This window comes from Methyloversatilis sp. RAC08, from assembly GCF_001713355.1.
GTDB lineage: Bacteria > Pseudomonadota > Gammaproteobacteria > Burkholderiales > Rhodocyclaceae > Methyloversatilis.
Genome location: NZ_CP016448.1, coordinates 974,118 through 993,352 on the forward strand (window position 1 = coordinate 974,118; position 19,235 = coordinate 993,352).

General features: G+C 65.1%; 20 protein-coding genes and 1 tRNA gene. 8 read left to right on the forward strand and 13 right to left on the reverse strand.

Translation table 11 applies throughout. The annotated features are described in order from the left end of the window. Positions 1–4: 4 nt before the first annotated feature. The 7 genes from BSY238_RS04390 to BSY238_RS04420 all read right to left on the reverse strand — a co-directional run bounded on the left by BSY238_RS04390 (position 5) and on the right by BSY238_RS04420 (position 7,275). Positions 5–2,020: a TonB-dependent receptor domain-containing protein gene (locus BSY238_RS04390; RefSeq protein WP_069038068.1), complete on the reverse strand. Its 2,016-nt coding sequence runs from the start codon at positions 2,018–2,020 to the stop codon at positions 5–7. Between the two features lie 55 nt (positions 2,021–2,075). Further along, entirely contained in the window at positions 2,076–2,744 is a 669-nt protein-coding gene (locus BSY238_RS04395; protein WP_069038069.1) for a PEP-CTERM sorting domain-containing protein, read from the reverse strand. A gap of 81 nt (positions 2,745–2,825) precedes the next feature. Continuing rightward, a complete protein-coding gene (locus BSY238_RS04400; RefSeq protein WP_069038070.1) occupies positions 2,826–3,683 on the reverse strand; it encodes an FxDxF family PEP-CTERM protein in 858 nt (285 codons plus the stop codon). A gap of 122 nt (positions 3,684–3,805) precedes the next feature. Further along, positions 3,806–4,180, reverse strand: a complete 375-nt coding sequence (locus BSY238_RS04405; protein WP_069038071.1) for a DUF2946 family protein — start codon at positions 4,178–4,180, stop codon at positions 3,806–3,808. A 4-nt stretch (positions 4,181–4,184) separates the two neighbouring features. Next, positions 4,185–4,709 (reverse strand): YcnI family copper-binding membrane protein, encoded by a 525-nt coding sequence (locus tag BSY238_RS04410; protein WP_069038072.1) that lies wholly within the window; start codon positions 4,707–4,709, stop codon positions 4,185–4,187. 1 nt (position 4,710) lies between these two features. Then, on the reverse strand, positions 4,711–6,810 hold the full coding sequence (locus tag BSY238_RS04415) for a TonB-dependent receptor family protein (protein ID WP_150123881.1): 2,100 nt from the start codon (positions 6,808–6,810) through the stop codon (positions 4,711–4,713). A 102-nt stretch (positions 6,811–6,912) separates the two neighbouring features. Then, positions 6,913–7,275, reverse strand: a complete 363-nt coding sequence (locus BSY238_RS04420) for a DUF2946 family protein (RefSeq protein ID WP_069038073.1) — start codon at positions 7,273–7,275, stop codon at positions 6,913–6,915. A 131-nt stretch (positions 7,276–7,406) separates the two neighbouring features. On the opposite strand from BSY238_RS04420, the gene pcnB reads away from it, so the two are divergent. From pcnB to BSY238_RS04455, 7 genes are all read left to right on the forward strand, one after another. Beyond that, on the forward strand, positions 7,407–8,750 hold the full coding sequence (gene pcnB / locus BSY238_RS04425) for a polynucleotide adenylyltransferase PcnB (protein ID WP_069038074.1): 1,344 nt from the start codon (positions 7,407–7,409) through the stop codon (positions 8,748–8,750). Then, a complete protein-coding gene (locus tag BSY238_RS04430) occupies positions 8,747–9,100 on the forward strand; it encodes a DMT family protein (RefSeq protein WP_190295053.1) in 354 nt (117 codons plus the stop codon). The genes pcnB and BSY238_RS04430 overlap by 4 nt, the downstream gene beginning before the upstream one ends. A 29-nt stretch (positions 9,101–9,129) precedes the next feature. Next, positions 9,130–9,768: a deoxynucleoside kinase gene (locus tag BSY238_RS04435; protein WP_069038075.1), complete on the forward strand. Its 639-nt coding sequence runs from the start codon at positions 9,130–9,132 to the stop codon at positions 9,766–9,768. Then, positions 9,765–10,601: a 3-methyl-2-oxobutanoate hydroxymethyltransferase gene (gene panB, locus BSY238_RS04440; protein WP_069038076.1), complete on the forward strand. Its 837-nt coding sequence runs from the start codon at positions 9,765–9,767 to the stop codon at positions 10,599–10,601. The genes BSY238_RS04435 and panB overlap by 4 nt, the downstream gene beginning before the upstream one ends. Positions 10,602–10,632: 31 nt before the next feature. Then, positions 10,633–11,472: a pantoate--beta-alanine ligase gene (gene panC, locus BSY238_RS04445; RefSeq protein ID WP_069038077.1), complete on the forward strand. Its 840-nt coding sequence runs from the start codon at positions 10,633–10,635 to the stop codon at positions 11,470–11,472. Positions 11,473–11,575: 103 nt separating this feature from the next. Continuing rightward, entirely contained in the window at positions 11,576–11,959 is a 384-nt protein-coding gene (panD, locus tag BSY238_RS04450; protein WP_069040451.1) for an aspartate 1-decarboxylase, read from the forward strand. 102 nt (positions 11,960–12,061) lie between these two features. Further along, positions 12,062–12,940, forward strand: coding sequence for a LysR family transcriptional regulator (locus tag BSY238_RS04455; protein ID WP_069038078.1), 879 nt, complete (start codon positions 12,062–12,064; stop codon positions 12,938–12,940). 84 nt (positions 12,941–13,024) lie between these two features. Here the strand turns inward: BSY238_RS04455 and pepN are convergent, their stop codons facing one another. After that, positions 13,025–15,673, reverse strand: coding sequence for an aminopeptidase N (gene pepN / locus BSY238_RS04460; protein ID WP_069038079.1), 2,649 nt, complete (start codon positions 15,671–15,673; stop codon positions 13,025–13,027). Positions 15,674–16,078: 405 nt separating this feature from the next. On the opposite strand from pepN, the gene BSY238_RS04465 reads away from it, so the two are divergent. Next, positions 16,079–16,516 (forward strand): hypothetical protein, encoded by a 438-nt coding sequence (locus BSY238_RS04465; RefSeq protein WP_223300266.1) that lies wholly within the window; start codon positions 16,079–16,081, stop codon positions 16,514–16,516. Between the two features lie 208 nt (positions 16,517–16,724). Here BSY238_RS04465 and BSY238_RS04470 read toward each other — a convergent pair. The 5 genes from BSY238_RS04470 to lspA all read right to left on the reverse strand — a co-directional run bounded on the left by BSY238_RS04470 (position 16,725) and on the right by lspA (position 19,234). Further along, a tRNA-Thr gene (locus BSY238_RS04470) sits at positions 16,725–16,800 on the reverse strand. Between the two features lie 90 nt (positions 16,801–16,890). Then, positions 16,891–17,316: a Fur family transcriptional regulator gene (locus BSY238_RS04475; RefSeq protein WP_069038081.1), complete on the reverse strand. Its 426-nt coding sequence runs from the start codon at positions 17,314–17,316 to the stop codon at positions 16,891–16,893. A 49-nt stretch (positions 17,317–17,365) separates the two neighbouring features. Then, positions 17,366–18,292, reverse strand: coding sequence for a 4-hydroxy-3-methylbut-2-enyl diphosphate reductase (ispH, locus tag BSY238_RS04480; protein ID WP_069038082.1), 927 nt, complete (start codon positions 18,290–18,292; stop codon positions 17,366–17,368). A 10-nt stretch (positions 18,293–18,302) separates the two neighbouring features. Beyond that, positions 18,303–18,743, reverse strand: coding sequence for an FKBP-type peptidyl-prolyl cis-trans isomerase (locus BSY238_RS04485; RefSeq protein WP_069038083.1), 441 nt, complete (start codon positions 18,741–18,743; stop codon positions 18,303–18,305). Then, positions 18,740–19,234, reverse strand: coding sequence for a signal peptidase II (lspA, locus tag BSY238_RS04490; RefSeq protein ID WP_069038084.1), 495 nt, complete (start codon positions 19,232–19,234; stop codon positions 18,740–18,742). The genes BSY238_RS04485 and lspA overlap by 4 nt, the downstream gene beginning before the upstream one ends. Position 19,235 lies beyond the last annotated feature (1 nt).

Consider the following 19,235-nt stretch of genomic DNA (forward strand, 5'->3'; position numbering starts at 1 on the left):
CCGGTCAGAAGTCGACGCGCGCGCGCAGCCACGCGAGCCGCCCCGGTTCATTCACCCTTTCGGTCAGCACCAGCCCGGCCGGCTGAAAGCCGCCGGTGCGGCTGATGTGTTCGGCGTAACTGCGGTCGAAGAGATTGTCTATGCCGGCACTCAGTACGACGCCCTGAGTCGCCTGCCAGCTCGTCATCAGGCGCATCGTGGCAAAGCCCGGTGTTTCACCGAGGTCGGTACCTAGCGCATTGCCAAAGCCTGCATGCACCCGGTCCTGCCGCTGCACCAGCCGGACACCGCCGCTCACACTGAACGTGGGTCGCAGGTATTCGAGTCCGAGTCGCATCTCCGCCGGCGAAGTCTGGGCCAGCGGCACATCCTGCGTCAGGTTGTCGGCCCGCGTCCATGCCACGGAACCCACCGCGTGCAGATCGCCGACGACGCGCAGTCGCACGTCCAGCTCGGCACCGACGCGACGCGCGTCCACATTGCGTGCGGTGATGCCCTGTTCGGCGAGGATGAAATCGCCGATCCGGCTGTGGAAGGCATTCAGCGCGACGCGCGTATCGCCGGCGCGCCAGCTCAGCCCCGCGTTGATCTCGCGGTTGGTTTCGGCGTCGATGTGGAAGGCGGCGAAACTTGCCCGCTCCAGATTCGACGCGGCGCGCTGTGCGACACCGAAGGCGATGAAGCCGTCAAGTGACGGATCGATCTGCCACTGCAGCCGCAAGAAGCCGGAGCGCAGCGTCTCGGTACGTTCCTCGCCACTGCCCGGCAGCAGCTGGGTACCCAGAAAGTTGCGCAACTCGCCCGCCCGCGTGTGCAGGCGATCGACGCGCAGGCCGGCGCGCATCGTGACGGTGTCGCGACGATGGGTCACTTCGGCGAACGCGCCCTGCGCGCGCGCGTCGAGGCTGTAGAACGACGTCAGCGACGCGGTCGACAGCGGACAGTTGTCGGTGCCGGTAAAACAGGTACGCGTGGTGCGGAAGTTGTCGCCTTCATGCTCGTCGTCGCGCAGATCGGCGCCCACCAGCATATCGGTGGCCGCATCGAGGTCGAAGCGTGCGCTCAGGCGGGCCGTGCGTCCGGTGTAGTCCTGACGCATCAGCAGCGTGGGGAACTGGTCCAGAAACCCGGGCACCAGTTCGACTGGCTTGATCGGGCGATAGGTGTAATCGTCCATCAAATGATTCACGTGCTGCCAGCGCACCGAAAACTCCAGCGCCGACAGCGTCCGACCGGGTCTGCGATGGGTGAGTTTCGCGCCCCACACCGAGCGCTTGAAGCGCGTGCCGTCCATGTGGAAGGCCGGAAAGCCGGCGATCGCGTCGCCATTTTCGATGTCGACTTCGATGTCGGTGTCCGGGCCGAGCCGCACGCCTGCAGCAAGCGTTGTCGAATACCTCGTGTAGAAGGACTGGAAGCGGCGTCCCGCGCCATCGCGGTAATCATCGGAATCGTTGCGTACGGCACCGGCCCGCAACCAGAACTGCTCGCCCGACCAGCTGTATTCGGCCGACAGATCAAGCCGGTCAAAGCCGCTGCGACCGACGGCCGCCCTCAGCCGGCTGCCCTGCGCGGGCTCGGGCGGCAGGCGCTGCACACGTATCTGACCGGACAGCGCCGGGCCGAACTGCACGGTATTCGGTCCCTTGACCACGGTCAGCACGTCATAGCTGTCGGGCTGCAGATAGGAGGTCGCCGGGTCCATGCCGTGATTGCAGGCGGCATCGGCAACGGCATCGTTCACGACGATGGGCAGGCGCGCTCCGCCCAGTCCGCGCAGGAAAGCGCTGCCGGCCGTGCCACCGACCCGGCTGATGTTGAAGCCGGTGATGTCGCGCAGCAGCTCCGACGCATCGCTGTGCGAACGCGGCATGTCACGCAGATCGACCACGGCGTCGGACGCGCCATCGCTGCGCGCGGCGGTGATGCTGACCGTCGGCGCATCCGTCTGTGCGGTGGCAGCGCTCGTCCACAGCAGCAGACACAGGCCGCGTGCCCGGATGGAAAGGTTGGATTTCATGGGTATGGGCCGCCCGCGGGCACACCGACTGGCGTACCGTTGGGCGACTTCTTCATCAGCTGCGTCGGGCTGCCCGGCGCGCCGCGACAGCCGTCAGACCGAGACCGCCCAGCAGCAGCGCCCAGGTCTGGGGTTCCGGTACCGGCGGAGGGCTCACTTCATGTTCGAAAGCCACGGCGACGCGGATCTGGTTGCGGAACGGGTCACCCATGCCTGGCATCGCGACATGGTGATACATCGACTCGTTCAGGTTCAGCCAGAGACTGTTTTCGTCATGCGAAAAATGCAGCGACGGTTCGAAGCCTTCGATCAGGTTGCCGCTCTGGCCGCTGACGTAGCCGATATTGCTGATCGTCGCCGATTCGATCGGTTCGAGCACGTTGGCAGCGTCGAACACACGGAAGCCGATGAACTCGGGCGAACCGAAGTTCATGAAGTCGATGCTGCCGGTGTAGGTGAATGCCAGACCGCTGTCGAAGATGTCCACGCTCCACGATGACGTACCTGCGGAATTGAGGATGATCTTCGGTATTTCGACGGCATCGCCAACGCTGACCACGAAGGTCTGCAGCGCCTGGAAGCCCGCGCCGAGTCCGAGATCAAGGCCGTACTGGACCGTGACGGCGTGGTCTTCAAAACTGGCGTGAGCACTCGCGGCCGAGGGCGCGAGTGCAGCGGCTGCTGCGATGCCGGCGACGAAACTGCGTGAAAGTGCATTTCTCATGATGGGTATTCCTTTCGTTCGAATGTGTGAGGCGGATCGGTCAGCCCGATCCGCGTGCTTGAACCGGCAGTGCGAATCCACTCAGATCAGCGCGGTGCGGCGGCGCGCGATCAGCCCGATCAGACCGAGGCCGGCGAGCATCAGCGCCCAGCCTTCGGGCTCCGGCACCGCGCTGACGGACAGCGCCGCAGAAAAGCCGCGCTGCGCCGTAGCCGCATCGAAATCGATGTACGGGCTGGCATAGCGCGCGCCGCCCACGATCAGGCTGTAGCTGCCGGCGGCCAGCGTGAAGCTGGCCGAGACCGTGCCGTCTGCACTGCCGTCACCGGTGATGTCGATCACCTTGTCACCGTTGAAGTCGACGCCGGCGCCATCCACCGCCTGTCCGATGTAGCCCAGCCGTGCGGCCGCCCAGCCGGCCGCGCCCACTTCGGCCAGCTTGTTGCCAAGCCAGAAATCCCCGCTCGCGTTGAAGGCACCTTCACGCGTTCCGGTGATGCCGGCGCCCAGATAGTTCGGATTGAGCGTGGGCAGGAAGCCCGGATGATTGGCGAGATAGTCAGGATGGTCGCCGCCTTCGAAGGCAGCAGCAGGTGCCAGCCCGCTGTACAGCGAAAAGCCCGGGATCAGGTCACCCAGGGCAGTCAGCGTGTTGCCGCCGCTGAGGTAGTCGAAGCTCGCGGCGCTGACCGTCAGCGTGACGACCGATGTTTCGGTCAGCCTGAACTTCGCCCAGCGCAGACGGTGGCTGTCACCCCAGTCGGCGTCGGCACCATCGGCCCAGCCGAAGTCCGACGTGACGCGCTGGTTCGACAGCGTCCAGGTATTGCCCGACTGCACGCCATTGGCGAGGAAGTCACGCGTGCTGTAGCTGACATGGGCAAAGGCGGAAGCGGAAAACAGGCCGGCGAGTGCGGCCACGATGATTCTGTTCTTCATGAAAAGTACTCTCCTTGATACGTGCAGGCGCGCCGAGCCGTGCAGCCTTCAGCGCGCGGAAGCGCACGACTCCATCCTCAGGCAGTAGCCGGAGGTCGGTGCCGGACGATTTGGCAGGTGAATCAGGAGAGCAGTGGTGGCGCGCGTGGCTGCCAGTGCGCGCCGGTTTCGATCCAGTGTCCGGTATCGATGATGCGCACGATAGGCGCGTCGGACTGACCGGATTGGGTGAGCGGAAATGGCAGCGGTGGAGGCGGCAGCGCGCCGGCCGGGACGCACAGCGCGCAATGCTGTCCATGCAGCACCGTGTCGCCCGAGCCGCCCCGGACGTCGCCGGCACCCGCTGCCGACACGCTGCAGATTTCGTCGAATGGCGTGGCGACACGAACGGCGCCACCCAGCGATGCCATGACGAACTGCAGGACGAACGCGCACAGCAACACCCACGCCAGCTTGAGCCGACGTGCGGTGCGGGGTGGGCGCGCGTATCGGCTCACGGGTTCAGTGATGCGGCCGGGATTCCGCCGGCAGCAGGTCGAGAACGGCCGCTGGCATTTTCACATCGCGTGTGCCCTGACCTTCGGCCGGAATCTGCGACCAGTCGTTCGCGCCACGCTCGCACTGCTGCATCACCTTGAACCAGCGTCGTCCGGGCGCATCCGGCAGCTTCATCATCAGCGCGAATTCGTCATAGTGCGCATCGGCCAGCGGGCCACCGGTCCAGGTGACTTCAACCACCGCTTCAGCAACCGGTTTGCCGTGGTGCATCAGCGGCTGCGCCAGCCTTTCGGTGTGCACGGCGACGGTCCAGCCCGGCTTCACCATGGGCTTCACGCTGGCCATCGGCTCGGGCAGACGTATCGTGATGGCGGTGGTCGGCGAGCCTTCGCAGCCGTGGCCGACGCGGAAGGTGCCCTTGTAGTAGCTGCCGGCCGGCGCCGTCTGCTGCTCCAGCACGACATGCGCCGCCGCCACGACCGGCAGGCCGAGCAACGCGAGCGCCACGCAGTTCAGATATCGATTCATTTCACATTTTCCATTCGATGCCGGCATAGACGGCGCGGCCGTCGCCCGGCAGATAGACATTGCGCGCCCCGGCTGCCAGTGCGCTGAAGTCGCGCACGACACTGGTGCTCGCGGCATAGCGGCGGTCGGACAGGTTGCGCCCCTCGATGAACCACGAGAACTGCTTGCCGACCTGCTGCTGGATGCGCAGGCCGAAGAGTGCGTAGTCGTCGGCGAATTCGGTATTGGCCATGTCGACCGCATAGCGCTGCGGCGACCATTCGGTGCTGGCGGCGATCTTCAGCGGACCGCCGGGCGCCGCGTGGAAGCGGTAGCCCAGCTCGCCGCGGAACAGCGTGCGCGGCACACCGGGCAGCCGGTTGTCGCCGAACAGCGGGTCGTTGTCGAAGCGAAAGTCGTTGTACAGCAGCGCCTGGCGCCATTCGAAGCCGGCGCCGAAGCGGCCGTCGGCCGCGAATTCGACGCCGCGATGGATCGTCTTCGGCACGTTCAGCGTGGTGCTGACCGGTGCGCCGCCCAGATTGAGCGTGTAGGCCAGCAATTCGTCGGTCACCCGGGCGTGGTAGAGCGCGAAGTCGTAGCGCCCCCATGCAAAGTCGCCGCGACTGCCTGCTTCCCAGGTGGTTGCGCGCTGTGCGCGCAGCGAGTCGATCACCGTCGCCCCGCCGGTCAGCTCGCCGAATGAGGGTGGCTCGAAGCTGCGCGACACGTTGGCGAACAACTGCATCGAGGGCGAAACGTCGTGGCGCACGCCGAGTTTCGGGCTCCAGCCGTCGAAAGTGCGCGCGAAACTTTCGTCGCCGCCGGCGCAGGCCAGCGGCCCGCCGGCGAAACACAGGTCACGGCTCTTGCGGCGCGCATGCGTGTATTGCGTGCCGACCACCGCGGTCCACGCCGGCGCAAAGGTGAGCTGGCTTTCGACGTAGCTTTCGAGATTGCGCGCGCTGGTGTCGAGCTTGTTGGTGCGTGCGCCACGACGGCCCGCGACGTTCAGAAAGCGATCGTCGTCGGTGTCGCCGCGCGCGGCGCCGACGCCGGCAACCAGACGATGCGGCAAGCCGGCCAGCGTCGCTTCGGACACCACGCGCAGCTCGGCGCCGAAATCCTTGCTGCGCTGGTCGAGCACCTGGAAGATGGGGTGGAACAGGTCCTTGTCGACGTAGTAGGCGGACAGTTCGAAGCGCAGGCCCTCACCGGCCAGCCACACGGTGCGGTTCGACACGCGCCACAGGTCGATGTCGCGCTTCTGGTCGCCGGTGATGTTGGTCAGCGCCGCCTGGCGCGGATTGGCCTGCAGCTGCGCACGCGTCAGATTGCCCGGCAGTTCTGAATCACTTTTCGCGGCCTGCATGAAGAAGCGCGTTTCCAGCGAAGGCGCGATGCGCAGCCCGATATTGCCGACGACGCGCTGGGTGTCCTGGCGCGCATGGTCGCGAAAGCCGTCCTGCGTGAAGCTGGACAGGCTGAGATAGCCATCGACGTCTCCGGCGACGAAGCCGGTGGCGATCTGGCTGCGCAGATAGCCGAAGGCGCCGGTTTCCGCGCGCACGGTCAGCCGGGGTGCGTCGTGACCGGTGGGCGACACGTAGTTGATCGCCCCGCCCAGGCTGCTGGCGCCGTACTGCAGCGCATTGCCGCCGCGCCACACCTCGATGTAGCGCGTGGCGAGCGGCTCCAGCACCTGGAAGTCGCCCCCGCCATCGGCCTGATTGATCGGCACGCCGTCCTGCATCAGCTTGATGCCGCGCAGGTGAAAGGTGCGCTGCAGGCCGGAGCCGCGGATCGACAGGCGCGATTCTTCCGAACCGAAGCGCGGCTGCACGAACACACCCGCGCTGTAGCCGAGCGCATCCTGCAAGGTCGACACGCGGGCGTCGCGAAACGATTCGGCGTCGATCACCGAGGCGCCGCCCGGCGTCAGCGCCATCGCGGCACGGGCGGATTCGAGATCGGCAAGTGTCGTGGACAGGATGCGCCGAGCTTCGATGCGCTGCTCGGGCAGCTGAACCGTGGTGTCGGCCGCCATCGCAAGGCTGCTGACGGCGAGGGCGAGGGGCGAAAGCGCGAACAGGCGCATCGCGGCCACGAAGGTCGATTGCATGAAGGATGTTCCGTGATGCGGCCGCGCGACAAGGGCGCGACGAGGTCGGATGGCGATGCGCACGGCGGCAGGGCCGCGCGTCACCGGCAGATCAGGCGGGGATCAGGCGTGCCGGGGTGGCGCGCGCGGCGACGCCGCAAGCGGCGTGAAGGTCGGAAAATCTGGCGCGAGCTGCGCCGGTGGCGGCTCGGATTCGGCATGGCGCGCAAACACCGCATCAAATGCATGCGCCGGCAGCGCAAAAGCGGTTTGCGCCATGCACCACGGGCAGTGGCCCGGCTTGACCGGCTGCGGTATGCCGTCCTTTGACAGCACCTGTACGCCGAACACGGTGCAGATTTCCGTCATCGCGGTCGGGTCGACCGACTGCTGCCAGCGCATCAGCGACGGCAGCAGTGCCTGCGCGCAGACCGCGAATATCGCGATCAGCAGGGTCAGGCGGAAATGGGATCGGGTGGTGTGCATCGGCGCGGATGGTAGCGCGCCTGTCGATCGACATGCAACACGGCGGACTGACGCGCGTCGGCTTGCGTTAACATGGCGCGTCGATTATCCAAGCGCCCGGCGCCGGGCCGCGCCAGAAAGTCCCACTACTGATGATCCGAAAGTTGCTGCGCCGGATATTCCGACGCCCCGAAGACCACACCCGCCCCAATGCGACACGGCCGAGCGGCCCGGTCAGCATACCGATTGCCCAGCACGGCATCTCACGCGACGCACTGCTGCCGGCCGCGCGCCGGGTGTGTGACGGGTTGCAGGCCGAGGGCTATCAGGCCTATGTGGTGGGCGGTGCGGTACGCGACCTCATCGCCGGCATCGTGCCGAAAGACTTCGACGTCGCCACCAGCGCGACACCGGAACAGGTGACGGCGGTGTTCCGCCGGGCACGCATGATCGGGCGCCGCTTCAAGATCGTGCATGTCATGTTCGGCCGCGACACGATCGAGGTGACCACCTTCCGCGGCGATTCCGAAGCGGTGACCGACGAGCACGGCCGCATCCTGCACGACAACGTGTTCGGCACCATGGAAGAAGATGCTGCGCGGCGCGATTTCACTGTGAACGCGCTGTACTATGACCCGGCGACTGAAACCGTCATCGACTTCCACCACGGCGTGGCCGACCTCAAGCAGAGGACGTTGCGCATGATCGGCGAAGCACCGCGCCGCTACCGCGAAGACCCGATCCGCATGCTGCGTGCGGTGCGCCTCGCGGCCAAGCTCGGGCTGGTCATCGACCCGGACGCGCGCGAACCGATACGCTCGATGGCCAGCCTGCTCGAGAACGTGCCGCCGGCACGCCTGTTCGACGAAATGCTCAAGCTGCTCACCAGCGGCCACGCCGTGCGCTGTGTGCGCCAGCTGCGCGAAGACGGTCTGCATCACGGCCTGCTGCCGCTGCTCGACGTCATTCTCGAACAGCCGATGGGCGAGCGCTTCGTCATGCTGGCGCTGGAGCGCACCGACGAGCGGGTGCGCGAAGGCAAATCGATCTCGCCCGGCTTCCTGTTCGCCACCCTGCTGTGGCACGAGGTGCTGGCCGACTGGGAAAAGCGCAAGGCCGCCGGCGAATCGTCGATTCCGGCCATGTTCGAGGCGATGACCGTGGTGCTCGACCAGCAGGCGGAAAAGCTTGCCATCACGCGGCGCATCGCCACCGACATCAAGGACATCTGGTCGCTGCAGCCGCGCTTTGACGCGCGCGCCGGAAAGCGGCCCTTCCGTCTGCTCGAACTGCCGCGCTACCGCGCCGCCTACGACTTCCTGCTGTTGCGCGCCGGCTCCGGCGAGGCGCCGCAGGAGCTGGCCGACTGGTGGACCGCATTTGCCGACGCCGACGGCCCGGCCCGCGAAGCGATGCTGCGCCCGGAAGAAGCGGTCAAGAAACGTCGTCGGGTACGTCGCAAGCCGAACGGCATCAGCCAGGTCGCGCCTGAATGACGATGCCGCAGTTGCCTGTCTGGTTGCAGACCGGCGGTCTGCTGGTGCTGTCGAACATTTTCATGACCTTCGCCTGGTACGCGCACCTGCGCGACCTGAATCATCGGCCCTGGTGGTATGCAGCCCTGTTTTCATGGGGCATTGCGCTGTTCGAGTACATGCTGCAGGTGCCGGCCAACCGCATCGGCCACACCCAGCTGACGCTCGGCCAGCTGAAAATCATGCAGGAAGTGATCACGCTGTCGGTGTTCGTGCCGTTCGCGATCTTCTACATGCACGAGCCGTTCAAGCTTGACTACCTGTGGGCCGCGCTGTGTATGCTGGGCGCGGTGTATTTCATCTTCCGCTGACCCGACCTTCCGACCGGAATACCGCACCGATGCTGGACAAAGCACGCTACATCGTCGTCGAAGGGCCGATCGGCGTCGGCAAGACCTCGCTCGCCCGGCGCCTCGCCGAACACCTGCAGGCGCCGACCCTGTTCGAGAAGCCGGAAGAAAACCCTTTCCTCGGGCGCTTCTACCAGAACATGGAGCGCTACGCGCTGCAGACCCAGCTGTTCTTCCTCTTCCAGCGCATGGAACAGCTGCGCGAGGTGGCGCAGGACGACCTGTTTTCCGGCCGCCTCGTGGCCGACTTCCTGATCGACAAGGACCCGCTGTTCGCGTCGATGAATCTGACCGATGACGAATACGCGCTGTACCGGCAGATCTTCACCGCGCTGAAGCTGCAGGCGCCGGCACCGGATCTGGTCATCTACCTGCAGGCCGACGCCGATACGCTGGCCGAACGGGTGCGCCGGCGCGGCGTAGACGCCGAGCGGCGCATCAGCGAAAGCTATCTGGCACGCGTGGTGGAACGTTACGCACGCTTCTTCTACCAGTACGATGCGAGTCCGCTGTTCATCGTCAACGCGGAAGAGCTCAATCCGGTCGACAACGACGACGATTTTGCGCTGCTGGTCGAACGGCTGACCCAGATGCGCTCCTTCCGCGAATTTTTCGGATACGCCACATGACCTATGTCCGCGATACCGACCCGGCCCGCCGCCCGGTCACGCTGAATACGCTCGCCCGCATGCGCACCGCCGGCGAACCGATCGCAATGCTCACCTGCTACGACTCGACCTTTGCGGCGGTGTGCGACGCCGTCGGTGCCGACGTGCTGCTGGTCGGCGATTCGCTCGGCAACGTGCTGCAGGGCCATGACACGACGCTGCCGGTCACCATCGACGAGATGGCCTACCACACGGGATGCGTCGCACGCGGGCTGCGCAACGTCGAGGGCCGCGCCTTCCTGATCGGCGACATGCCGTTCGGCAGCTATCAGGAAAGCCGCGAACAGGCGATGCGCAATGCCGTGAAGCTGCTCACCGCCGGTGCACAGATGGTGAAGCTGGAAGGCGGCGCGCACATGGTCGACACCGTGCGCTTCCTGGTCGAGCGCGGCGTGCCGGTATGCGCCCACCTCGGACTGACGCCGCAGTCGGTGCACCAGCTCGGCGGCTACCGCGCGCAGGGCGTGACCGCAGAATCGGCCGAGCGACTGAAGGCCGACGCCGCGCTGCTCGACGACGCCGGCGCCTCGATGCTGGTGATGGAAATGGTGCCGGCCCGGCTGGCGACGGAGGTCACGGCAGCGCGCCGCTTCATCACGATCGGCATCGGCGCCGGGCTGGATTGCCACGGTCAGGTGCTCGTGCTGCATGACGTACTCGGCCTTTTCCCCGGCCGGCGTCCGCGCTTCGTGCGCAATTTCATGCCGGGTGCCGACGACGTGCAGGACGCACTGGGCCGTTACATCGCCGCGGTCAAGGAACGCAGTTTCCCTGGTCCCGAGCACGCCTACTGAGCACTTTTCCGTTACGTCTCGTCGCACCACCATGCAGATACATCCCACGATAGCGGGCCTGCGCGCCGCGCTTGACCCGTTGCGCGCGCAGGGCGCGCGCATCGCCTTCGTGCCCACGATGGGCAATCTGCACGAGGGCCACGCCTCGCTGATGCGACAGGCCGCCACGCTGGCCGATGTGGTCGTGGCCAGCGTGTTCGTCAATCGCCTGCAGTTCGCCCCGCACGAGGATTTCGACCGCTACCCGCGCACCATGGACGCCGACTGCGCCCGCATGCAGGCAGCCGGCGTGGCGCACGTATTCGCGCCATCCGAAGCCGAACTGTATCCGCAGCCGCAGACCTTGCGCGTCGTGCCGGACCCGGCGCTGGCCGACCTGCTCGAAGGCGCGTTCCGGCCGGGCTTCTTCACCGGCGTCGCCACGGTGGTCGCAAAGCTGTTCAACATCGTGCAGCCGCAGGTGGCGGTGTTCGGCAAGAAGGACTACCAGCAGCTGATGGTGATCCGTCAATTGGTGCAGCAGCTGGCGCTGCCGATCGAAATCGTGGGCGGCGAAACACTGCGCGCCGACGACGGACTGGCGCTGTCGTCGCGCAACGGCTATTTGTCCGCGGCCGAGCGCGCGCAATCGGTACAGCTGTACGAAGCGTTATCCGCGGCGCGTGATGCGCTGCGGGCAGGAGATCGCGAATTCGCGCGGATCGAACATGACACCACGGCGTTTCTTGAGGCCCGTGGCTGGTCTCCACAATATGTTGCAGTGCGACGACAAGCCGACCTACAATCGCCATCCGCTCACGAATCCAGTCTGGTGATCGTGGCCGCCGCCCTGCTCGGGACGACGCGCCTCATCGACAATCTGGAAGTGTAGGTCGCCACGACGCGCTCAAGGCCGGTGGTGTTCCAGCAGCGCTCTGTTGTGCGTGCTGCGGCACGTGCAGTGGTCGAAACAGCGCGATATCGAAGGAGCGCCCATGCAACGCACCATGCTTCAGTCCAAGCTGCACCGTGTCACGACCACCCATTCCGAACTGCACTACGAAGGTTCGTGTGCGATCGACCAGAATCTGCTGGACGCGGCGGACATCCGCGAATATCAGGCGATCGACATCTACAACGTGACCAACGGCGAGCGCTTTTCGACCTATGCGATCAGCGCGGAACGCGGTACCGGCATCATTTCGGTCAATGGTGCGGCAGCCCGCAAGGCGGCCGCCGGCGACCTGCTGATCATTGCCTGTTTCGCGCAATACACCGAAGTCGAGCTGGCCCGATTCGAACCTAAGCTGGTGTACGTCGATGGCAAGAACCGCATCGTGAACCAACGCGGTCACATTCCGGTACAGATGGCTGGCTGAACCGCCGCCGGTCTGCATGCACCCACCGAGACCCGCACCACGCGGGTCTTTTCGCGTGCGGCGATGTGAAACAATGCCGGCTTGCCCATCGACTGTCCCGCAATGAACCTGCACCTCCTGCGCATCTTCCACGCTGTCGGCGAGCACACCAGCTTTTCGCGCGCAGCGGAACATCTGGGCGTCAGCCAGCCGGCGGTATCCAAGGCACTGCGCGAGCTGGAAGACCAACTCGACGTGGTGCTGATCGAGCGCGGCGCGCGTGTCGTGTCGCTGACCGAAGCGGGTCAGGTGCTGTTCGAGTACGCGGTGGGCATCTTTGCGATGGAGCGCGAGGCGCTGGAAGCGCTCCAGGCCTATTCCGATCTGGAGCGCGGCCGCCTGCGCATCGGCGCCAGCATGACCGTCGCGGCCTACTGGTTGCCCGGCTATGTGGCCGACTTCGCCCAGGCGCATCCAGGGGTGTCGCTGAGCCTGACCAGCGCCAATACCCAGACCATTGCCGAAAGCCTGCTCGCCTGCGAGGTCGATATCGCGCTGGTGGAAGGCCCGGTCGAGGATGAGCGCATCGAATCACGCCCCTGGCGCGAAGAGGCACTGCTGATCGTCGCACCGCCCGACGGTGCGCTGGCCAAAGCCGGCGAGGTCACGATAGAAGCGCTGTCGCAGGCAACCTGGGTGGTGCGCGAACCCGGTTCGGGTACGCGCGAAGTCGTGAATCGCTGGCTGGACAAGCTGGGCATACGCCCCGCCCGGCTGATCGAAGCAGGCAGTACGGAAGCCGTCATCCAGACCGTGGCGGCCGGCGGCGGCGTTTCGATGGTGCCGCGGGTCAGTTCGGCCGACCAGATCGCGCTCGGAAAAGTCGCCACCTTGACGCTGCCCGACGTTCAGTTGAGCCGCCAGCTATACCGATTGCGCCTGCCACGTCGGCCGCTCAGCCCGGCAGCGCTGGCCTTCGAGGCGATGATCGCCACTGATTGAGAGGGCAAGGTACAAGGTTCAAGGGTCGAAGGTGCTGGCGGCGGCGCTTGGCTGTTACTTGTACCTTGAACCTCACCACTGCTCTCAAGCCAAAGCCCGGCTGACGACCTCGGCGACATCCGACGACAGACCCGGCTGCGCGGCGATGCTTTCCAGCGCGGCGCGGGCATGCGCCTGGCGACCGTCGTCGAAGCGGCGCCAGCGGTCGAAGGCGCGGGCCACGCGTGAGGCCACCTGCGGGTTCACCGGATCGAGCTCTCGGATGACACCGGCCGCATAGGTATAACCCGAGCCGTCCGCCGCATGGAAATGCAGCGGATTGGCGGCGCAGAAGGTGCGCACCAGCGCATACACCTTGTTCGGATTCTTCAGGTCGAATGCCTCGTGCGCCATCAGTTCTCGCACGCGCGCCGTCGTGCCGACCGCCGGCGAGGTCGCCTGCACCGTCAGCCACTTGTCCACCACCAGGGCTTCGTGCTTCCAGCGCGCGTAGAACTCGGCCAGCGCGACCTCGCGCAAGGGCGTTTCGCTGTGCGCCAGCAGGGTCAGCGCAGCCGACTGGTCGGTCATGTTGTCCGCATCGCGGAACTGCGAGAGCGCGCGCAATTGCAGCGCCGGGTCGTCCAGTTCCATCAGATAGCCCAGCGCAAGATTGCGCAGCGCACGCCGACCCATCGCGGCAGCGTCCGGCAGGTAGGGGCCGGTCACGGCAAGCGATTCGAGCAGCGCCTCGAACTGCGGGCGCAAGGCCTGCGCCAGCGTGCGCCGGAAAATCCGACGTACCCGGTGCGCGGCATCCGGATCGATCACCGTCATCTGGTCGCCGAGCCAGATCTCCGACGGCAGTGCCAACGCCTCGGCGGCGAAGGCCGGGTCTTGCGCTGCCTTGCCAAGGGTCTCGGTGAAGGCATCGATGAACACGGTCGGCACTTCGGGCGTTCCGCCCGCCTGCAAGGTCGCCACGCCGGCGAGCATGAGCCTCGTGGCCAGCCGCTGGCCCGCCTCCCAGCGGTTGAATTCGTCGCGGTCGTGCGCCATCAAGGTTGCCAGCGCACTGTCCGGGCAGTCGAACAGCAGCGTCACCGGTGCCGAAAAATTGCGCAGCAGCGACGGTAGCGGTGCTTGCGTCAGGCAATGCCCCGAAAGATCGAAGTCGAAGGTCTGCGAGGTTTCGGTCAGGGACAGCACCGTGGTCGGCAGGATTTCGCGGCCATCGGACGACAGCAGGCCAACGGCAACCGGAATGTGCAGCGGGCCGCGCTCGAGTGAAATGCCTTCCTGCGCCAGACGCTTCTCGTAGGCGGTCGGCGGATTGTCCTGCGTCAGCGTGAGCCGATAGCGGCCGGATGCGACGTCGAAGTCGGCTGCGGCCTTCAGCGTCGGCGTGCCGGCCTGCTCGTACCAGCGACGGAATCGGGACAGATCGACGCCGCTCGCGTCCTGCATGGCTGACGCGAAGGCGTCGCAGGTGACCGCCTGCCCGTCATGGCGCTCGAAGTACAGCTTCATGCCACGCTGGAAACCGTCTTCGCCCAGCAGGGTGTGGATCATGCGCACCACCTCGGCGCCCTTCTCGTAGACCGTGGCAGTGTAGAAGTTGTTGATTTCCTCGTAACTGGCCGGACGCACCGGGTGAGCCATCGGACCGGCGTCCTCCGGGAACTGCGCTGCGCGCAGGCCGCGAACCTCCTGGATGCGCTGCACGGCACGCGAATACATGTCCGAGCCGTACTCCTGGTCGCGGAACACGGTCAGGCCTTCCTTCAGCGACAGCTGGAACCAGTCACGGCAGGTGACGCGGTTGCCGGTCCAGTTGTGGAAGTACTCGTGCGCGACCACGCGGTCGATGTTCATGTAATCGACATCGGTGGCGATGTCGGGCCGCGCCAGCACGTACTTCGTGTTGAAGATGTTCAAGCCCTTGTTTTCCATCGCGCCCATGTTGAAATCGCCCACGGCGACGATCATGTAGCGGTCGAGATCCAGTTCGAGGCCGAAACGCTCTTCGTCCCAGCGCATCGACTTCTTCAGCGCGTGCATCGCGAAATCGCACTGATCGAGCTTGCCCGGTTCGACGTAGATCGCCAGATCGACTTCGCGCCCGGAGGCGGTCGTGTAGCGATCGTCGAGCCGGTCGAGCTTCGCGGCGACCATGGCGAACAGGTAGCACGGCTTGGGAAACGGATCGACCCAGCGCGCCCAGTGACGGCCGCCGGCTTCGTCACCGCTGGCTTCCAGGTTGCCGTTGGCAAGCAGATCGGGGAAACGTTCGCGGCTGGCGTGCAGGGTGACCGTGTAGCGCGACATCACGTCTGGCCGATCCGGGAAAAACGTGATGCGGCGGAAGCCTTCGGCCTCGCACTGCGTGAAGTAGCCGTCCTTCGAACGGAACAAGCCGGACAGCGTCGTGTTGACATCCGGCCGGATGCGCACCCTTGTGGTCAGCCGGCAGTTGTCCGGCAGTCCGGCCAGCACGAGCCGGCCGTCCTTCAGCCGACTGGCGGGGTTGTCCAGCGTGTCATCGTCAACGCGGACGTCAATCAGCTCGAGCGCTTCGCCATCCAGCTCCAGATCGGCCCGGGCTGCATTTTCGTTGCGCCGCACAAGCATGACTGCGCCAACCGTCGTGTCGCCATCGTCGGCGATCGACACATCAAGGTCGATGGTATCCACCCACCAGGCAGGCGCGCTGTAGTCACGCAGGTGGATGGCGCGCGAAAAAGAGTTCTTCATTTGTTAACTTCCGTGTCGATAACATCAGGGGCAGCCATTCGAACGCTGCCTTGAACAAGGGTTCGCAACGATTGCACATCTCGGCAAAGTCAGTCTGCATGCGGCTGTGACGAAGATCCTGCGAACGGGAAAAGGGAGCAGACAGGGTATTTGGCGCTCTATCTGCAGGCCGGGTTAACCCTTAGTCCGGGTGACCTAAGTTCTGAAGAATGACACATCGCAGCATTACCATCGAACCAACAACTCAAAAGGTATGCCATGGGTGCAATTTTGAATGAGGGAGCTCCGGCGTCGCGCCAACAGCGTGATGATCCGACTTCGCGCTCCGCACGGGAACATGCGGCATGGCCGAGATTTTCGGCCAATGCGTCACGCCACGCCGAGATCGGAGCCAACGGTCAGCCCGTGGCCGCAGCGGGTCTGCGCAACTGGACCGCCGGCGAGCTTGCTGCCCTGTTGTGCGAAGTGCTCAAGCGCGAACATGCAGCGCTGGCAGCCTGCCACGGACAACGCGTCGAAGCCGACTGGATTCCGCTCGCTCGCTCGCTCGCCATCCGCCTGGCCGAGACACCGGGCATGACGCTGGCGACCAGCCCGCTGAAAACCCGCTTCCTGCTGCGCGAACAGATCGGCGCCTGGCTGGTGAACAACGCGCTTGATGTCGATGCCGCGCATTCCGTACTGATCGCGCTGCCCGACAGCTGGAATTCAGGTCGCGTGCTGTCCTATCTGTTCCGCCATGAAATTGCGCCGATGCACTACGTGACGGCATCCGTCCGCAGCAACAATCAGCCGATCTCCGGCCCCCCCCCGATCCGCGAAGAGTTCAGCGTCAGCGCCTGACACCGGAACGGCATTCCGCGACTTTCCGGTCGCACCCCATGCAAGGTCAGAAAAAAGGTGGTCGTGGCAAAAAGCCGCGACCACCTTTTTTCTTGGTTTCGATGAAGACGACCACCTGATGTTGCGGTTCGGCGCGTTTGCCGCGCGTTCCCGTACCCCAAAACAAAAAGGCCAGTTCCCGGGAACTGGCCTGTCTGCCTGAATCTACTGGTGCCGCTGGCCGGAATCGAACTGGCGACCTTCGCATTACGAATGCGCTGCTCTACCAACTGAGCTACAGCGGCGAAAAAGAGCGCGCATGTTAGCCGTTGGCACGGCTCAAATCAATGAGAACCTGCACGCAACGCGGAAGAATGCACGGATCGATGGTGCGGTCACACTGCAGCAGCTGAAGGACGCATGCGGACGACGATGTCCATGCCATCGGCGACCATGCCCGGCGGCAGCGACGGCATGCCATCGACGCGCAGCACGTGCTGCGGAATGTCGGTCAGGCAGCCGGTCACGACGTCATACAGGTGATGATGCGGCTCGGTGTTCGGATCGAAGAACACCTTGGTCGGGTCGACAATGACCTCGCGGATCAGTCCGGAATCACGCAGCAGCTTCAGCGTGTTGTAGACCGTTGCCTTCGAGGCCGACGGAGAAGTTTCATTCACCATGCCCAGAATCTGGTCAGCCGACAGGTGCTCCATGCGGGAGAACAGTACGCAGGCGATATCCACACGGGGCTGCGTCAGATTGACGCCGTGCTTGCGCAGCAGATCTATCGTTTGTTCGCGGTTCAACGTGGTTTTCATGATTCCCAGTATATGTAAGCGGGCCCGTCCGCGCCAATCAACGGGTCTGTCACCCCTGCACCAGTTCCTTCGGAAGCGGGAAGTTGACGTTTTCCGGCGCGCCTTCGAGCATGCGCACCGAGCCGGCGCCGAGTTCGCGCAGCCGTGCCACCACTTCATCGACCAGCACTTCCGGTGCCGACGCCCCAGCGGTCACGCCAACGCGTTTGCGACCGGACAGCCAGACCGGATCGATCTGCGTCGCGTTGTCGATCAGATAGGCCGGCACGCCGAACTGTTGCGCCACCTCGCGCAAGCGGTTCGAGTTGGAACTGTTCGGTGAGCCCACCACCAGCACCAGATCGCTGCGTGGCGCCATGAATTTGACCGCATCCTGCCGGTTCTGCGTCGCGTAGCAGATGTCGTCGCGCTTCGGACCGACGATGTCCGGGAAGCGCGTCCGCAGCGCCTCCACGATGACTTCGGCGTCGTCCACCGACAATGTGGTCTGCGTGACATAGGCAAGCTTGCCGGCATCCCTGACGGTCAGCAAGGCGACGTCGGCAACGGTTTCGACCAGATACATGCCACCGTCCGTCTGCCCCATCGTTCCTTCGACTTCCGGATGTCCCTTGTGCCCGATCATGACGATTTCACGGCCGGCATCGCGCATCTTGGCCACTTCGACGTGCACCTTGGTCACCAGCGGGCAGGTTGCGTCGAACACGCGCAGGCCACGCGACGACGCGTCGTGGCGCACCGCCTGCGGCACACCGTGCGCGCTGAAGATCAGCGTGGCGCCCTCGGGCACCAGTTCGAGGTCGTCGATGAAGATCGCACCCTTGGCGCGCAGGCTGTCGACGACGAACTTGTTGTGCACCACCTCGTGCCGCACATAGATCGGCGCACCGTACTGCTCGAGCGCCCGCTCGACGATGGCGATCGCCCGCTCGACGCCGGCACAGAAACCGCGCGGATTGGCCAGCAGTATTTCCATGTTTCCTCCGTCAGAGGATGCCGATGATCTGGACCTCGAAGCTTACGGCCCGCCCTGCCAGCGGATGATTGAAATCGATCAGCGCCGACTTGTCATCCACTTCCTTCACCAGGCCGGGAAACTTGTTGCCGTCTTCACCCAGGAATTCGACGATGGAATTCACCGCCAGTTCGACATCGTCCGGCAGGTCGGCGCGGGCAAAGCGCTCGACCAGATCTTCCCTGTGGTCACCGAACACTTCGCCGGCTTCCAGTTCGAACACCTCGCGATCGCCGACCGCCAGGCCGACGAGACAGATTTCGAGCGCGGGCGCCAGCTCACCCCGTCCCAGCTGCAGCGTCGCAGGCCGGGAATCGAAGGTGCTGACCCGTACCACGGCCCTTTCGGTTTCCGGCACGGCCATGCGGTAATGCAGGGTCACCAGGCTGTCCGGCTTGATCTTGTCACTCATGCTTGCTTCTCCGCACGGGCGGCGCGCGACACCAGCCAGAACTGATCGATCAGCATCAGCACGACACCCGCAGTAATGGCCGAATCGGCCACGTTGAACGCCGGAAAGCCGTGGCTCCCGGCATGAAAATACAGAAAATCGACGACCGCTCCCAGCACCACGCGGTCGATCAGGTTGCCGATGGCGCCCCCGAGGATCAACGCAAGCCCCAGCGGCAGAACGGTTTGAGTGACATGGCGGCGCATCAGCACGATGAGCCAGGTGGACACGGCCGACGTCAGCACGATGAAGAACCAGCGCTGCCAGCCCGAATGGTCTGCCAGAAAACTGAATGCGGCGCCCGGGTTGTACACCAGCACCAGATCGAAGTAGGACGTCACGGACCAGCTCTGGCCGTAGGACAACCATCCGGTGATCAGGTATTTGGTCAGCTGGTCCGCACCCACGACCACCAGGGCGACGGCCAGCCAGCCGGCGAAGCGCACAGTCATG

Excerpts from the sequence above, each read along its gene's own strand:
- pepN (WP_069038079.1), bottom strand. The coding sequence starts at position 15,673 with ATGAAGAACTCTTTTTCGCGCGCCATCCACCTGCGTGACTACAGCGCG.
- BSY238_RS04475 (WP_069038081.1), bottom strand. The coding sequence starts at position 17,316 with ATGAAAACCACGTTGAACCGCGAACAAACGATAGATCTGCTGCGCAAG.
- BSY238_RS04420 (WP_069038073.1), bottom strand. The coding sequence starts at position 7,275 with ATGCACACCACCCGATCCCATTTCCGCCTGACCCTGCTGATCGCGATA.
- BSY238_RS04410 (WP_069038072.1), bottom strand. The coding sequence starts at position 4,709 with ATGAATCGATATCTGAACTGCGTGGCGCTCGCGTTGCTCGGCCTGCCG.
- pcnB (WP_069038074.1), top strand. The coding sequence starts at position 7,407 with ATGATCCGAAAGTTGCTGCGCCGGATATTCCGACGCCCCGAAGACCAC.
- panD (WP_069040451.1), top strand. The coding sequence starts at position 11,576 with ATGCAACGCACCATGCTTCAGTCCAAGCTGCACCGTGTCACGACCACC.
- BSY238_RS04400 (WP_069038070.1), bottom strand. The coding sequence starts at position 3,683 with ATGAAGAACAGAATCATCGTGGCCGCACTCGCCGGCCTGTTTTCCGCT.
- BSY238_RS04395 (WP_069038069.1), bottom strand. The coding sequence starts at position 2,744 with ATGAGAAATGCACTTTCACGCAGTTTCGTCGCCGGCATCGCAGCAGCC.
- BSY238_RS04390 (WP_069038068.1), bottom strand. The coding sequence starts at position 2,020 with ATGAAATCCAACCTTTCCATCCGGGCACGCGGCCTGTGTCTGCTGCTG.
- panB (WP_069038076.1), top strand. The coding sequence starts at position 9,765 with ATGACCTATGTCCGCGATACCGACCCGGCCCGCCGCCCGGTCACGCTG.
- BSY238_RS04435 (WP_069038075.1), top strand. The coding sequence starts at position 9,130 with ATGCTGGACAAAGCACGCTACATCGTCGTCGAAGGGCCGATCGGCGTC.
- BSY238_RS04455 (WP_069038078.1), top strand. The coding sequence starts at position 12,062 with ATGAACCTGCACCTCCTGCGCATCTTCCACGCTGTCGGCGAGCACACC.
- panC (WP_069038077.1), top strand. The coding sequence starts at position 10,633 with ATGCAGATACATCCCACGATAGCGGGCCTGCGCGCCGCGCTTGACCCG.
- BSY238_RS04415 (WP_150123881.1), bottom strand. The coding sequence starts at position 6,810 with ATGCAATCGACCTTCGTGGCCGCGATGCGCCTGTTCGCGCTTTCGCCC.
- lspA (WP_069038084.1), bottom strand. The coding sequence starts at position 19,234 with ATGACTGTGCGCTTCGCCGGCTGGCTGGCCGTCGCCCTGGTGGTCGTG.
- BSY238_RS04430 (WP_190295053.1), top strand. The coding sequence starts at position 8,747 with ATGACGATGCCGCAGTTGCCTGTCTGGTTGCAGACCGGCGGTCTGCTG.
- ispH (WP_069038082.1), bottom strand. The coding sequence starts at position 18,292 with ATGGAAATACTGCTGGCCAATCCGCGCGGTTTCTGTGCCGGCGTCGAG.
- BSY238_RS04485 (WP_069038083.1), bottom strand. The coding sequence starts at position 18,743 with ATGAGTGACAAGATCAAGCCGGACAGCCTGGTGACCCTGCATTACCGC.